This window comes from Streptomyces sp. AM 4-1-1 (genome assembly GCF_029167625.1).
Classification (GTDB): domain Bacteria; phylum Actinomycetota; class Actinomycetes; order Streptomycetales; family Streptomycetaceae; genus Streptomyces.
In genome coordinates, this window is the sequence record NZ_CP119145.1 from 1,396,860 (window position 1) to 1,411,829 (window position 14,970).

13 protein-coding genes are annotated in these 14,970 nt (G+C 70.6%); 1 reads left to right on the forward strand and 12 read right to left on the reverse strand.

Going from position 1 to position 14,970, the window contains the following annotated elements:
• Window positions 1-119: 119 nt before the first annotated feature.
• From PZB75_RS05780 to PZB75_RS05800, 5 genes are all read right to left on the reverse strand, one after another.
• Window positions 120-1,706 (reverse strand): Na+/H+ antiporter, encoded by a 1,587-nt coding sequence (locus tag PZB75_RS05780; protein ID WP_275534202.1) that lies wholly within the window; start codon window positions 1,704-1,706, stop codon window positions 120-122.
• Between the two features lie 242 nt (window positions 1,707-1,948).
• On the reverse strand, window positions 1,949-2,425 hold the full coding sequence (locus PZB75_RS05785; RefSeq protein WP_275534203.1) for a GNAT family N-acetyltransferase: 477 nt from the start codon (window positions 2,423-2,425) through the stop codon (window positions 1,949-1,951).
• Window positions 2,422-3,363 (reverse strand): RluA family pseudouridine synthase, encoded by a 942-nt coding sequence (locus PZB75_RS05790; protein ID WP_275534204.1) that lies wholly within the window; start codon window positions 3,361-3,363, stop codon window positions 2,422-2,424. Before PZB75_RS05790 ends, PZB75_RS05785 begins: the two co-directional genes overlap by 4 nt.
• Before the next feature lie 138 nt (window positions 3,364-3,501).
• The gene (gene lspA, locus PZB75_RS05795; RefSeq protein ID WP_275534205.1) at window positions 3,502-4,113 is read right to left on the reverse strand and encodes a signal peptidase II; all 612 of its coding nucleotides are present in this window, start codon (window positions 4,111-4,113) and stop codon (window positions 3,502-3,504) included.
• A gap of 57 nt (window positions 4,114-4,170) precedes the next feature.
• Window positions 4,171-4,989 (reverse strand): TraR/DksA C4-type zinc finger protein, encoded by an 819-nt coding sequence (locus tag PZB75_RS05800; protein ID WP_275534206.1) that lies wholly within the window; start codon window positions 4,987-4,989, stop codon window positions 4,171-4,173.
• A 546-nt stretch (window positions 4,990-5,535) separates the two neighbouring features.
• On the opposite strand from PZB75_RS05800, the gene ileS reads away from it, so the two are divergent.
• The gene (gene ileS / locus PZB75_RS05805) at window positions 5,536-8,694 is read left to right on the forward strand and encodes an isoleucine--tRNA ligase (RefSeq protein ID WP_275534207.1); all 3,159 of its coding nucleotides are present in this window, start codon (window positions 5,536-5,538) and stop codon (window positions 8,692-8,694) included.
• A gap of 187 nt (window positions 8,695-8,881) precedes the next feature.
• On the opposite strand, the gene PZB75_RS05810 is transcribed toward ileS, so the two are convergent.
• From PZB75_RS05810 to PZB75_RS05840, 7 genes are all read right to left on the reverse strand, one after another.
• Window positions 8,882-10,018, reverse strand: coding sequence for a DivIVA domain-containing protein (locus PZB75_RS05810; RefSeq protein WP_275534208.1), 1,137 nt, complete (start codon window positions 10,016-10,018; stop codon window positions 8,882-8,884).
• A gap of 49 nt (window positions 10,019-10,067) precedes the next feature.
• On the reverse strand, window positions 10,068-10,352 hold the full coding sequence (locus PZB75_RS05815; RefSeq protein ID WP_275534209.1) for a YggT family protein: 285 nt from the start codon (window positions 10,350-10,352) through the stop codon (window positions 10,068-10,070).
• A 71-nt stretch (window positions 10,353-10,423) separates the two neighbouring features.
• Entirely contained in the window at window positions 10,424-11,047 is a 624-nt protein-coding gene (sepF, locus tag PZB75_RS05820) for a cell division protein SepF (RefSeq protein WP_275534210.1), read from the reverse strand.
• A gap of 125 nt (window positions 11,048-11,172) precedes the next feature.
• A complete protein-coding gene (locus PZB75_RS05825; RefSeq protein ID WP_275534211.1) occupies window positions 11,173-11,892 on the reverse strand; it encodes a YggS family pyridoxal phosphate-dependent enzyme in 720 nt (239 codons plus the stop codon).
• 3 nt (window positions 11,893-11,895) lie between these two features.
• Complete coding sequence (gene pgeF, locus PZB75_RS05830) at window positions 11,896-12,609, reverse strand: peptidoglycan editing factor PgeF (RefSeq protein ID WP_275538606.1); 714 nt, start codon at window positions 12,607-12,609, stop codon at window positions 11,896-11,898.
• Window positions 12,610-12,653: 44 nt separating this feature from the next.
• Window positions 12,654-13,871, reverse strand: coding sequence for a cell division protein FtsZ (gene ftsZ / locus PZB75_RS05835; protein WP_275534212.1), 1,218 nt, complete (start codon window positions 13,869-13,871; stop codon window positions 12,654-12,656).
• 276 nt (window positions 13,872-14,147) lie between these two features.
• Window positions 14,148-14,939 (reverse strand): FtsQ-type POTRA domain-containing protein, encoded by a 792-nt coding sequence (locus PZB75_RS05840; protein WP_275534213.1) that lies wholly within the window; start codon window positions 14,937-14,939, stop codon window positions 14,148-14,150.
• Window positions 14,940-14,970 lie beyond the last annotated feature (31 nt).

The following is a 14,970-nucleotide window of genomic DNA, read 5'->3' on the forward strand; positions in this document are numbered from 1 at the left end:
GCCCGGTTCGGCCCGCCGCTCCCCACGCCGCCGCCCGGTCCGCCCCGCCTCTCCCCACGCCACCGCCCCTCCCACGCCGCCGATGCCCCTGGGGAACTCACACACCCGGCCCCGCCCGCTCAGCGCAGGCTGCGCACGTCCAGTTGCCGCAGCACCCGGTCCACGACCTCGGGGTCCGCCCCGGCCTCGCTGCGCGCCGAGAGCACCGCGTGGCGGGCGGCCGACATCATCTCCCGCTGGACCCGGCTGACCGCCTTGAACCGCTCGGCGCGCTGCGCGTACGCCTCGCGCCGTTCCTCGTCGACCATGTCCGGGCTGATCCGCGCCCCGATGTCGTACGCCGCGCGCTGGAGCCGGTCCATGACATCCTCGGGGAACTCCTCGGCCTCCTCGATCTCCCGGAGGCGGTCCCGCGCCGCCTTCGCGGCGCGGACGGCGAGGTCCCGTTCGAGCACCCGCTCGGCGGCGGTGTCCGCGCGTACCCCCAGCTTGCGCACCAGCCACGGCAGGGTGAGACCTTGGAAGACCAGGGTGGCCATGATCACCGCGAACGCGACGAAGATGATCTCCTCGCGACCGGGGAACGGCTTCCCGTCGTCCGTCGTCAGCGGAATGGCCAGGGCCAGCGCGACCGAGGCCACCCCCCGCATCCCCGCCCACCACATGACGACCGTCTCCCGCCAGCTGGTGGGGATCTCCTCGCTGTAGTCGCGGCGGGTGTGCAGCCGCTTGGCCAGCCAGGTCGCGGGCAGCAGCCACAGCAGCCGTACGCCGACGACGACCGCGACGACCGCCAGCCCCCAGCCGACCATCTGCCATTCGCGGCCGTCCGCGGTACCGAAGACGTTGTGCAGTTCGAGACCGATCAGCCCGAAGGCGACCCCGGTGACGAGGGTGTCGACGATCTCCCAGAAGGTACGGCCGGTGAGCCGGCCGAGCACGTCGTCCGCGTCGGCGGTGTGCTCGGCGAGGAAGAGCGCGATGGTGAGCACGGCGAGGACGCCGGACCCCATCAGCTCCTCCGCGAGTACGTACGCCACGAACGGCACCAGCAGGGTCAGACCGACCTGGAGGGTGGCGTCCCCGAGCAGACCCATCAGTTTGATGGTGAGCCAGCCCAGTGCCAAGCCGACCACCACGGCGACGACCGCGGAGAGGATCAGCAGCCCGAACGCCTCCGGCAGGGAGAAGGTGCCGCTCACGGCGGCGGCGATCGCCACGTGGTAGAGGACGATCGCGGTGACGTCGTTGAACAGCCCCTCGCCCTCCAGGATGGAGACGAGCCTGCGGGGCAGCCCGACCGATCCGGCGACGGCCGTCGCCGCGACCGGGTCCGGCGGGGCGACCAGCGCGCCCAGCGCCACGGCGGCGGCGATCGGCAGTCCCGGGATTATCGAGTTGGCGACCGCGGCGACGGCCGCCGTCGTCACGAAGACCAGAGCCACGGCGAGCAGGAAGATCGGCCGCCTGTTGGCCGTGAACTGCCGCCAGGAGGTGCGCTGCACGGAGGCGTAGAGCAGTGGGGGGAGCAGGGCGGGAAGGATGATCGCCGGAGGGATGTCGACGTTCGGGACGAAGCTGAGAAAGGCCATGCCGATTCCGGCGAGCGTCATCAGGACCGGGGCGGGCAGTCCGAGACGCTCCCCGAGCGGCACCGTGACCACGGCTCCGAGCAACAACAGGAGCAGCAGTGCCAATTGATCCACTATGTGCCTTCCGGGACATGCCGAACGTCGTCCCCGGGCGGCGGTGACCGGGGAATCAGGGACTCAAGCGTCGCAGACGGGCCCCGTCCGGCTCATGACCCCCCGCCCGGAAGGACCGGCGCCGACGGCTCCGCCGGGGATCTTCGGCGGCCGGGCGGACCGGTGAGCGGGGTCCCGCGCGTGCGACGGCGAGTCGGGCGGCGGCTCCGTACGGCTTCCGGCGCATCGCCCGACGAGCGGCCCTACAGGACCCGGCGCATCGCCCGGTGGGCGATGCCCGCGTCGGGGAACTCGGGGCCGTACGCCTCGTATCCGAGCCGCTCGTAGAAACCGAGCGCGTGGGTCTGCGCGTGCAGGTCCACAGCGGCCAGACCGAGCCCGCGGGCCGCGTCCTCGACGGCACGCACCAGGGCCGCGCCGACCCCGAGCCCGCGCGCGGACCGGACGACCGCCAGCCGGCCGAGCGAGCCGACCGCGGGGTCGCCACCGGTCCGGCCGGCCGCCCCGGCACCGTGCAGCAGCCGCCCGGTGCCGAGCGGCGTACCGTCCGGGGCGCGGGCGATCACATGCACCGCGTCCGCGTCGTGCTCGTCGTACTCGATCTCCTCCGGCACCCGCTGCTCGCCGACGAAGACCTCCTTGCGGACCTGGAAGCAGGCCGCACGGTCGTGCTCGTCGACGGCGGTCCGTGTGGTGTAGGGGACTGCCGCGGAGGTCATTCGCTCTCCGCCGCGATCCTGTCCAGGGCCTGCTGGAGATCGTCCGGGTACCCGCTGGAGAACTCCACCCAGCGGCCGTCCGACGGGTGCTCGAAGCCGAGCCTGACGGCGTGCAGCCACTGCCGGGTCAGCCCCAGCCGCTTGGCCATCGTGGGGTCGGCGCCGTAGGTGAGGTCGCCGACGCAGGGGTGGCGGTGGGCGGACATGTGCACCCGGATCTGGTGGGTGCGGCCGGTCTCCAGCTTGATGTCGAGGAGGCTCGCGGCGCGGTACGCCTCGACTAGGTCGTAGTGCGTGACCGACGGCTTGCCCTCGGCGGTGACCGCCCACTTGTAGTCGTGGGTGGGGTGGCGGCCGATGGGGGCGTCGATGGTGCCGCTCATCGGGTCGGGGTGGCCCTGGACCAGCGCGTGGTACTTCTTGTCGACGACCCGGTCGCGGAACTGCGCCTTCAGCAGGGTGTAGGCGCGCTCGGACTTGGCGACGACCATCAGCCCGGAGGTCCCGACGTCCAGCCGGTGCACGATGCCCTGGCGCTCGGCGGCGCCCGACGTGGAGATCCGGTAGCCGGCGGCGGCGAGACCGCCGATGACGGTGGTGCCGGTCCAGCCGGGGCTCGGATGGGCGGCGACGCCCACCGGCTTCACGATCACGACGATGTCGTCGTCGTCGTGGACGATCTCCATGCCCTCGACGGGCTCGGCGACGACCCGCACCGGAGCGGGTGCCTGCGGCATCTCCACCTCCAGCCAGGCGCCACCGCTGACCCGCTCGGACTTCCCGACCGCCGCGCCGTCCACCTGGACCTTCCCGGCTGCGGCCAGCTCGGCGGCCTTGGTGCGGGAGAAACCGAACATCCGGGAGATGGCGGCGTCGACGCGCTCGCCCTCCAGGCCGTCGGGAACGGGCAGGGTGCGGACCTCGGGATTCGTACTCACCTGTCGAGTATGCCTTGCGCGGGCCGGGCTCTGTTCTGCGGACCGCGATCGCGACTCCGACAGCGCGGCCCCGCCAACGCGGCGGACGCGCGTACCGGACCCCGCCCCACCGGCCCGGCCACGGCCGGACGAGGGGCCTCAGTCCTTGTGCACGGTCCCGTCGGGGTCCAGCCCCTTGAAGGAGAGGATCACGATCAGGATGCCGCCGCAGACGATCGCGGAGTCGGCGAGGTTGAAGACCGCGAAGTGCGCGGGCGCGATGAAGTCCACCACCGCGCCCTTGAACACGCCCGGCGCGCGGAAGATCCGGTCGGTGAGGTTGCCGAGCGCTCCACCGAGCAGCAGTCCCAGCGCGATGGCCCAGGGCAGGCTGTAGAGCTTGCGGGCGAGCCGGGCGATCACCACGATCACGATCGCCGCGATGCACGTGAAGATGACCGTGAACGCCTCGCCGAAGCCGAACGCGGCACCCGAGTTGCGGAGCGCGTCGAGCTTCAGCCAGTCACCGAGGATCTCGACGGGCCGCTGGTGCTCCAGTTTCGCGACCACGATCGTCTTGCTGATCAGGTCGAGGAGGTAGGCGAAGACCGCCACGGCGAAGAGCACCAGAATCTTCCGCCTGCCGTCGGCACGGCGCGCGGCGGTGCTGTCGCCCTCGTCCGGACCGACGCCCTCGCCGGGCCGCTCCGGCCCGGCCCCCTCGGCGTCAGGGATGTCCGGCGTACCGATGATGCGCTCCGCCTCTGCCACGTGAGTCCCTCAACCTAGGTGCCTGACTGAGGACGAGGGTACGACACACCGCCCGGATCAACCGCGCCGCTCCTGCTTCTGTTTGTCCTCCACACAGAGCGTCGCCCGGGGGAAGGCCTGCATCCGTGCCTTGCCGATGGGCTGGCCGCACACCTCGCACAGTCCGTACGTCCCGGCGTCCAGCCGGGCCAGCGCGCGTTCGGACTGCTCGACCATCTCCTCCGCGTGGGCGGCGAGCGACATCTCGTGCTCCCGGGTGATGTTCTTCGTACCGGTGTCCGCCTCGTCGTCACCCGCGCCACCGCCGGAGTCCCGCATCAGTCCGGCGAGCGCCTCCCCCGACGCCTCCAGCTCGCTCCTGAGCCGCATGATCTCGCTGGTCAGCTCGGCCCGCGCCTCGGCCACCTCGTCGGGCGTCCAGGGGTCCTCACCGGGGCGTACGGCCAGCTCGCCCGGTTCCGCCGCCTCCGCGGTACGGGCCGACGGGACCGCCGTGCCCTCCCCGGAACCCGATGCCCGGCCCGCGCTCTTCTTGGCTACCACCGTCTGGGCTCCCGTCTCATCGGCGGCCTCGGCCGCCCCCGTCGCCGCCGCAGCGGTCTTCTTCGATGTCTGTCCGGCCACGCTCTTCTTCGCCGCCGCCCGCTTCCTCGCGGGCGCCGCCGTCCCCTCCGCCGCCGCGGCCTTCTTCCCAGCGGCGGGCTTCCGTTCCTTCCGGTCCTTCCCGTCCCTCCGGGCGGCGGCGCCCTTCGGCTCCTTCTCCTCAGGCACCCCAGGACCGGCCCGCCCGTCCGCCTTGTCGGCCGTTTCCCCGGCCACCGCATCCGTGGAACTCCCGGACGCCGTCCGTTGTCCGGCGGTCTTCTTCGCCACCATGGCCGCGGCCCCTTCACATATTGTGATCTTGCACGCGAATCGTGCTGGGACGATAAATCGACCCCGGCCCCGCGGCAACGGGGCACGCCGCCGGATGGCCCCTCCCCCGCGCATGGAGGCGACGCGCCCGCATTCGTTGTGCCCAGCTCCCCGCCGGGTATTCCGCCCTCGGGCCGTCCGCTCGGCCCTTCGGGAACCCGCTCCCCGGTATGGCCGTTCGGGTCACGCCCGCGCCCCGGTGAAACCGGTGGGCCGCCGCCCCCACGGGCCCGTACACTGGCCGCAGCGAGAGGCGTGGATGGGACGAGTAGCGTCGTACGCGGCCAGGAGCGACCCGGGGACGGTGGAAGCCCGGGGGCGAGCGCGTCGTGAAGATCACCCGGAGCCGTCGGAAGAACGCCGCAAGGCCAGTAGACCCGGCATCGCGACCCCAATGAGGGGGCCACGGACGCACCCGTCCGGGGCCAAGGAGGGTGGTACCGCGGGAGCCGAAGGCTCTCGTCCCTCCGACGGAAGTGGAAGTCGTCCGCCGGAGGAAGCACACCCATGACATCGCCGACATCGCCCCGGTACCGCCCGGTGCCCGCCCAGGTCGACCTGCCCGCACTGGAGCACGCCGTGCTCGACTTCTGGCGCGAGAGCAAGGTCTTCGCCAAGAGCCTGGAGCAGTCCGAGGGCCGCCCCGAGTGGGTCTTCTACGAGGGCCCGCCCACCGCCAACGGCATGCCCGGTGCCCACCACATCGAGGCCCGCGTCTTCAAGGACGTCTTCCCCCGGTTCCGGACCATGCAGGGCTACCACGTCGGCCGCAAGGCCGGCTGGGACTGCCACGGCCTGCCGGTCGAGCTGGCGGTCGAGAAGGAGCTGGGCTTCAACGGCAAGAAGGACATCGAGGCGTACGGCATCGCCGAGTTCAACGCCAGGTGCCGCGAGTCCGTGACCCGTCACACCGACGCGTTCGCCGAGCTGACGACCCGTATGGGCTACTGGGTCGACCTCGACGACGCCTACCGCACGATGGACCCCGAGTACGTCGACTCGGTGTGGTGGTCGCTGAAGGAGATCTTCGAGAAGGACCTGCTGGTCCAGGACCACCGGGTCGCCCCCTGGTGTCCCCGCTGCGGCACCGGCCTCTCCGACCACGAGCTGGCCCAGGGGTACGAGACGGTCGTCGACCCCTCGGTCTTCGTGCGCTTCCCGCTGACGGGCGGCCCGCTGGCCGGTGAGGCGGCGCTGCTGGTCTGGACGACCACCCCCTGGACCCTGGTCTCCAACACCGCGGTCGCCACCCACCCCGACGTCACCTACGTCGTCGCGACCGACGGCGTCGAGAAGCTGGTCGTCGCCGAACCGCTGCTGGAGAAGGCCCTCGGCGAGGGCTGGGAGACCGTCGGACCGTCCTTCACGGGCCGCGAGATGGAGCGCTGGACCTACGAGCGCCCGTTCGCCCTGGTGGACTTCCCGGCCCCGGCCCACTACGTCGTCAACGCGGAGTACGTGACCACCGAGGACGGTACCGGCCTGGTCCACCAGTCCCCCGCGTTCGGCGCCGACGACCTCACCGTCTGCCGCGCCTACGGCCTGCCGGTCGTGAACCCGGTCCGCCCCGACGGCACCTTCGAGGAGGACGTGCCGCTCGTCGGCGGTGTCTTCTTCAAGAAGGCCGACGAAGCGCTCACCGAGGACCTCAGGGCCCGGGGCCTGCTGTTCCGCCATGTCCCGTACGAGCACAGCTATCCGCACTGCTGGCGCTGCCACACCGCGCTGCTCTACTACGCGCAGCCGTCCTGGTACATCCGTACGACCGCGATCAAGGACCGGCTCCTCCAGGAGAACGAGAACACCAACTGGTTCCCCGACTCGGTCAAGAACGGCCGCTACGGCGACTGGCTCAACAACAACATCGACTGGGCGCTCTCCCGCAACCGCTACTGGGGCACTCCGCTGCCCATCTGGCGCTGCGAGGACGACCACCTCACCTGCGTGGGTTCGCGCGCCGAGCTGTCCGAACTGACCGGCACGGACCGGTCCGGCCTGGACCCGCACCGCCCGTTCATCGACGAGATCACGTTCACCTGCTCGCACGAGAACTGCCAACTGGAGGCGTACCGCGTCCCGGAGGTCATCGACGCCTGGTACGACTCGGGTTCGATGCCGTTCGCGCAGTGGGGCTACCCGTACAAGAACAAGGACGTCTTCGAGAGCCGCTACCCGGCGCAGTTCATCTCCGAGGCCATCGACCAGACGCGCGGCTGGTTCTACACCCTGATGGCCGTCGGCACGCTGGTCTTCGACAAGTCGTCGTACGAGAACGTCGTCTGCCTCGGTCACATCCTCGCCGAGGACGGCCGGAAGATGTCCAAGCACCTGGGCAACATCCTCCAGCCGATCCCGCTGATGGACCAGCACGGCGCCGACGCCGTCCGCTGGTTCATGGCCGCGGGCGGCTCCCCGTGGGCGGCGCGGCGCGTCGGGCACGGCACGATCCAGGAGGTGGTGCGCAAGACGCTCCTCACCTACTGGAACACGGTCGCCTTCCAGGCCCTGTACGCCCGCACGTCCGGCTGGGCCCCGTCGGCGGCCGACCCGGCCCCGGCCGACCGCACGGTGCTGGACCGCTGGCTGCTCAGCGAGCTGAACGCCCTGGTGGACCAGGTCACCCAGGCGCTGGAGGGTTACGACACCCAGCGCGCCGGCAAGCTGCTGTCCGCGTTCGTCGACGACCTCTCCAACTGGTACGTACGCCGCTCGCGCCGCCGCTTCTGGCAGGGCGACAAGGCGGCGCTGCGCACCCTGCACGACGTCGTGGAGACGGTCACCCGGCTGCTGGCCCCGCTGACCCCGTTCATCACCGAACGGGTCTGGCAGGACCTGGTCGTCCCGGTCACCCCGGACGCCCCCGAGTCGGTGCACCTGTCCTCGTGGCCGAAGGCCGACCTGTCGGCGATCGATCCGGCGCTCTCCACCCGGATGACGCTGGTGCGCCGCCTCGTCGAGCTGGGCCGGGCGACCCGCGCCGAGTCCGGCGTCAAGACCCGCCAGCCGCTGTCACGCGCGCTGATCGGCGCGTCCGGATTCGGCGAACTCTCCCCGGAACTGCACGCCCAGATCACGGAGGAGCTGAACGTCTCCTCGCTCGCCTCCCTCTCCGAGGTCGGCGGCTCGCTGGTCGACACCACGGCGAAGGCGAACTTCCGCGCGCTCGGCAAGCGTTTCGGCAAGGGGGTCCAGGCGGTCGCGAAGGCGGTCGCCGAGACCGACGCGGCGGCGCTCTCGCTGGCGCTGCGCGAGGGCACGGCCACCGTGACGGTCGACGGCGAGACGGTCACGCTCTCGCCCGACGAGGTCATCATCACGGAAACCCCGCGCGAGGGCTGGTCGGTGGCGTCCGACTCGGGGGCGACGGTCGCCCTGGATCTGGAGATCACTCCGGAACTGCGCCGCGCCGGACTGGCCCGCGACGCGATCCGGCTGATCCAGGAGGCCCGCAAGAACAGCGGTCTGGACGTCGCCGACCGCGTCGCGGTCCGCTGGACGTCCACCTCCCCCGCCACCGCGGAGGCCCTGGCCGAGCACGCGACACTGATCTCGGACGAGGTCCTGGCGGTCGACTACGCGCAGGGCGAGGCGGACGACACCTACGGGACGCCGTTCACCGACGAGGGCCTGTCCCTGGTGTTCCGTCTGCGCAAGTCGGAGGTCTGACCCGCACACCCCGCCTCCCGCGGGGCCCGGCGCTTCTTCGCGGCGGACCACCCCGCGGGACGCACCGCGGAGCGCCATACCGCACGGCAGGCGGTCCCGCACACGGCAAAAGGGCCGGGCCCCGGGGAAATCCCGGGGCCCGGCCCTTTGCCTGCCGACGGCTACGCGCTCAGCGAGCGCCCGCCGATCAGTTGTCGTCCTCGTCGATCAGGAACCCGCGCATCGGCGACGGAGCCTGCTGCATCGGCTGCGGAGCCTGCGGCCGCACCGGCGCCATCGGCTGGGTCATCGCGGGCGACATCTGCTGCTGGCCGCCGTACGAAGGCCCGCCGCCCATGGACGAGTTGCCGCCCATCGGCTGGCCGCCGTGGTTCCCGTGACTGCCACCACCCATGCTGTGGCCCATGGCGCTCGCACCGGCCGGAGCCATCGAGGGCGACGGCGGCAGCGAAGCGGCGGCCGGAGTGCGCGGCGGGGCCAGGGAGTCGTCCGCCTGGGTCTCCAGCTGACGCAGCTGGCTCTCCAGGTAGGACTTCAGCCGGGTGCGGTACTCGCGCTCGAAGCCACGCAGGTCCTCGACCTTGCGCTCCAGCGTCGCGCGGGCCGACTCCAGCGAGCCCATCGCCACACGGTGCTTCTCCTGCGCGTCCCGCTCCAGCGCGTCCGCCTTGGCGCGGGCGTCGCGCTCCAGGCCCTCGGCGCGGCTACGGGCCTCGCCGACGATCTTGTTGGCCTCGGAACGGGCCTCCGCGATCGCCTGGTCCGCGGTCTGCTGCGCGAGCGAGAGGACACGGGCGGCGCTGTCGCCACCGGGTGTCTGCCCCGGCTGCTGCATCTGCTGCATCTGCTGCTGCGGCGCGTGACCGCCCATGGGTCCGCCCATCGGGCCACCCATCGGACCGCCCTGCATCGGACCGGGACCGTGCGGACCCTGGGGCCCGGGGCCGTGCGGGCCCTGCGGACCGTGACCACTGGGACCGGCGGGCAGCTGCGGCGCCCCGCCCGGCAGTTGGGGCGGGCCCATCTGCGGGGGCTGCTGCTGCTGGACCGGTGGTCCCGATATGGCGGCGGGCACGGGGGCGCCCGGCCTGTCCTGCGGCTCCGGCTTCCGCATACCCTGCTGCTGTTGCTGCTGCTGGTTCTGCGCGGCGGCACGCGTCGCGGCGGCCAGCTTGGCGCGCAGATCCTCGTTCTCACGGAGCAAGCGCGTCAGTTCGGACTCGACCTCGTCGAGGAAGGCATCGACCTCGTCCTCGTCATAGCCTTCTCGGAGGCGGACGGTCGTGAACTGCTTGTTCCGCACGTCCTCGGGGGTCAGCGGCATCTCTTCTTCACCTCTACGTAGTCGTCGGCAGTCGGCAAGACCGTATCGCTCACAACCTGGTCACGATGGTGATCAAGATGTAAACGATGATCATCAGAACGAAGAAGGACAGGTCGAGTGCCACGCCCCCGAGACGCAACGGCGGGATGAACCGCCGCAGAAGCCTGAGCGGTGGATCGGTGACAGTGTAGGTGGCCTCAAGAACGACCACCATCGGCTTGCCGGGTTGCCATGAACGCGCGAACTGGAAGACGTAGTCCATGACCAGCCGGAAGATCAGCACGATGAGGAAACACATCAGCGCGATATAGACCACATCGAGTGCGACGCCCATTCCCGCGCTTCCCTCTCCCCTGGCTCTCGTAGCTCCGGCCTCTCGGCCGGTTCGTTCCCGGTGTCGTGTTCTCAGCTCTGGTTGAAGAATCCGCCCTCAGCGATGCGGGCCTTGTCCTCCGCCGTGACATCGACGTTAGCAGGCGACAACAGGAACACCTTCTGTGTCACGCGCTCAATGCTGCCATGGAGACCGAAGACGAGTCCCGCCGCGAAGTCGACAAGTCGCTTCGCATCCGTGTCGTCCATCTCCGTGAGATTCATGATCACCGGAGTGCCCTCACGGAAGTGTTCCCCGATGGTACGGGCCTCGTTGTAGGTCCTGGGGTGCAGCGTGGTGATGCGGTAAGGCTCCCGCTCGGACACGACCTTGGGCATGATCACCGGCGCGTTCTTCTCCATGTTCGGACGTTCAGGTGTGATGGATGCCACGGGGGCGATTCGGGCGGGTCGTCCGCTTTCCACCGGGAGCTGAACCGGCTCGCGCTGGGCGGGTGGCTGTACCACTCGTGCCGGTTCGTCCCTCTCGCGGTCCCGCTCACGCTCCGCCTGATGCGCGGGCTGATGCCGTCGACGGTCCCTCTCGGGCTCCGGCTCGGGTTCGAATTCGTCGTCGGGGTCGAACCCCGGACCGTCGTACCCATCGTCCTCCACGAGGCCGAGGTAGACCGCCATCTTGCGCATCGCGCCGGCCATGCTCTGAGTCCTCCGCTCTGTGGTGGATCGGCATTCGTCACCAAGTGCCCGCGATCCACTGTGGTCTGCCCGTTCTTGAACGGAATGACCATATTTTCTGCTGTGGTCCGACTTGCTTCGCGACGTTACCCGAGCCCGGGTCGCTCGCCGAGTACCGCAGTACCGATGCGCACATGTGTCGCTCCGGCCGCCACGGCCTCCTCAAGGTCCGCACTCATTCCCGCGGAGACCATGTTCGCAGCCGGATGGTTCCGGCGCAGGTGTGAGGAAAATTCCATCAGCCGGTCGAACGCGGCCCGTCGGCGCCCCGCGTACGGCCCGGAGAGCGGCGCGACGGTCATCAGACCATCGAGCCGGAGACCGGGCGCGGCCTCGACCGCGGCGGCCAACTCCTCGATCCCGTCGGGCGCGACACCACCCCGCTCGCCCCGCTCGCCGCTCTCGGCGTCGAGCGCGACCTGGAGGAGGCAGCCGAGTTCACGGCCGGACCGCACCGCCGCCGCCGAGAGCGCTGCGACGAGTTTGATCCGATCAACCGACTGTACGACATCGGAATAACCCGTAACAGAACGGACCTTATTGGTCTGAAGCTGTCCGACAAAGTGCCAACTGAGCGACAGATCCGCACACTCAGCGGCCTTGGGCGCCGCGTCCTGGTCACGGTTCTCCGCGACGTGACGCACACCCAGTTCGTGCAGAATCCGCACATCGCTCGCGGGGTAGGTCTTGGTGACCACGACGAGGGTCACCTCCTCCCGTGCCCGGCCGGCAGCCGCGCATGCGGAGACGATACGTTCCTCCACCTCTGCGAGGTTTTCGGCGAGTTGCTTCCTGCGTTCCGTCATGCCCTATCCGTCCAGCCAGACATATCCGGCGAGCCGCCCCGTGGAGCGATCCCGGCGGTACGAGAAGTGGTCGCCCGACTCCCTTGTGCAGACCGGCGACGCGCGCCGGTCCGTCACACCGAGGGCTTCGAGCTGGGCGTGGACCCCGGCGGCGACATCCACCGCCGGAGTGCCCCAACCGGTCTCGGACCAGGAAGCGGGGACGGCCTCGGCGACCTCGGCCCGCATCCGCGCCGGGACCTCGTAGCACCGGCCGCAGACGGCCGGTCCGGTGAGGGCGGTGATCCGCGCCGGGTCGGCGCCGAGTCCGACCATGGCGTCGACGGCGGCCGGCACGATCCCGGCGACCAGTCCCGGACGGCCCGCGTGCGCCGCGGCCGTGATCCCGGCGACCGGGTCGGCGAGGAGTACGGGGGTGCAGTCGGCGGTGAGGACCGCGAGCGGAAGCCCGCGCCGCGCGGTCACGACCGCGTCCACGGCGGGGATCTCGGCGGTGTCGCCCCACGGGCCGTCGACGACGGCCACGTCACGCCCGTGTACCTGGTTCATCCAGACGACCCGCGCCGGATCGATCCCGAGGGACCGTCCGGCGCGTTCACGATTGGTGCGTACGGCGGCGGGGTCGTCACCGACCGCGCCACCGAGGTTCAACTCCCCGAACGGAGCGGCGCTCACTCCGCCCCACCGGTCGGTGAAGGCGAAGTGGGCGCCGTTCACAGCTGTCACAACGGCCTCCGGGACCGCCGCGTGTTGCCGGTCTATCACTTCAAGAAGTCCGGAACATCCAGCTCTTCGACCTGGGAGTCCTGGTACGGACGGGCCGGCGGGACGTGCGGCGAGGAGACCGGCGGCAACGGGCTGTCGTGCCCCGCCGACACCGGCTCGGACGTGCCCGCGCTCTCCTCGCGCGGAGGCACGGAGCCCAGCCCGCTCGTCTGACGCACCGGCTCGGCGGCCCGGGCCGGCGGCGGCGCCGGCTCCTCGCGCTTGTTCGCGCCCGCGCCCAGGACGTTCTCCCGGCGGGCCGGCGGCTGTCCGCCGTCGAAACCCGCCGCGATCACGGTGACCCGGACCTCGTCGCCCAGCGCGTCGTCGATGACCGCGCCGAAGATGATGTTCGCCTCCGGGTGGGCCGCCTCGCTCACCAGCTGCGCGGCCTCGTTGATCTCGAAGAGACCGAGGTCGCTGCCGCCGGAGATGGAGAGCAGCACACCGCGGGCGCCGTCGATGGACGCCTCCAGGAGCGGCGAGGAGATAGCCATCTCCGCGGCCGCCACCGCCCGGTCGTCGCCACGTGCCGAGCCGATGCCCATGAGCGCCGATCCGGCCTCGGACATGACCGACTTGACGTCGGCGAAGTCGAGGTTGATCAGACCCGGGGTGGTGATGAGGTCGGTGATGCCCTGGACACCCGAGAGCAGCACCTGGTCGGCCGACTTGAACGCGTCGAGCACGCTCACCTGGCGGTCCGAGATGGACAGCAGCCGGTCGTTGGGGATGACGATCAGGGTGTCGACCTCTTCGCGGAGTTCGGCGATGCCGTCCTCCGCCTGGTTCGCGCGTCGCCGGCCCTCGAAGGTGAACGGGCGGGTGACCACACCGATCGTCAGGGCGCCGAGCGAACGCGCGATGTTGGCGACGACGGGTGCGCCACCGGTGCCGGTGCCGCCGCCTTCTCCTGCGGTGACGAAGACCATGTCGGCCCCCTTGAGGACCTCCTCGATCTCCTCACGGTGGTCCTCTGCCGCCTTACGACCGACGGCCGGGTTGGCCCCGGCGCCGAGGCCGCGGGTGAGTTCGCGGCCGACGTCGAGCTTGACGTCGGCGTCGCTCATCAACAGGGCTTGCGCATCAGTGTTGATCGCGATGAACTCGACGCCCTTGAGACCGACCTCGATCATTCGGTTGATGGCATTGACACCACCGCCGCCGACACCGATGACCTTGATGACTGCGAGGTAGTTCTGCGGTGCTGCCACGTCGAAGGCCTCTCGCCTCGAGTTACGTGTCGTCGCTTGACGGTGGTCCCGCCGCGACGACGGATGCCGATTGGGACGGTCCGAACGCCGACCCGAACCCTAACGTTGAAGTTTAGGGTTACCAGTGTGTCTGCTCCATGGACTCTTCCGAACAGGACACTAAGTCGACAAGTGGCGCACGTTCAACGAACACGCCGAACCTCCCGTTTTTCTTTTCACCCTATGTGATCACCCGTAGCGCTGACCAACCAGGGTGCTGGCCAGGCCAAATGCCCGTCAACTGTCCGATACCGCAGGGGCGGTGGGGGCACTCACGTCGAAGTGCCCCGCTTTGGGCGCCGCTTTCATGAGAGCCGTGAGCACACGCGCCTTCACGGGACCTTTCTCACCACTGCCCCAGAAGACCGATCGCCCACGGCTCAGCTCCAAGGAGATCGAGTCGTACGACGTGACCTTCACTACCCTGGCGTCCTTCGCGACGCCTTCGGGGAGGTCGCCCGCGACCCGGACGGCCTCCCGCAACAGACGGTCACCGCCGAAACGGCGCAGACTCGACGACCGCTCAGGGGCCAGTTCCAGCAGCGGTACTCGGCCGGGCGCCTTGTCCACCGTCGCGAAGCGCACGCCCTTCGCGTCCACCTCGACGAACCGCGCGCCCTTCTTCACCAGCAGGACCGGCTTTCGTTCCGTCACCTTGAGGGCGATCCCGTGCGGCCATGTCCGCACGACGTCCACCGTGTCGATACGAGGCAGTTCCCGGCGCAGCCGCCGCTCCGTCGCGTCGACGTCCACGCTGATCAGCGGAGCCCCGACCGGCACAGCGGCGACGGCCTCCACCTCGGCCGGCGTCAGCACCTCGGTCCCCGTGGTCCGCACCCGCTCGACCCGGAGCCAGGAGGAACCGTAGAGCAGCCAGACGCAGCCGGTGGCGAGCAGCACCACCAGGACCGCGATCAGGATCAGCGTCCTCCGGCGGGGCAGTCGGCGCCCTCCGGGGCGGCCCCGCGACGAACGGTCCGTGTCCTCCTGCTGCTCCGCGCCACGCTGGGCGGTCGTCGGTCCGGCCACGCTCGCTCCTTCGCCGGACCCGGGGACGACG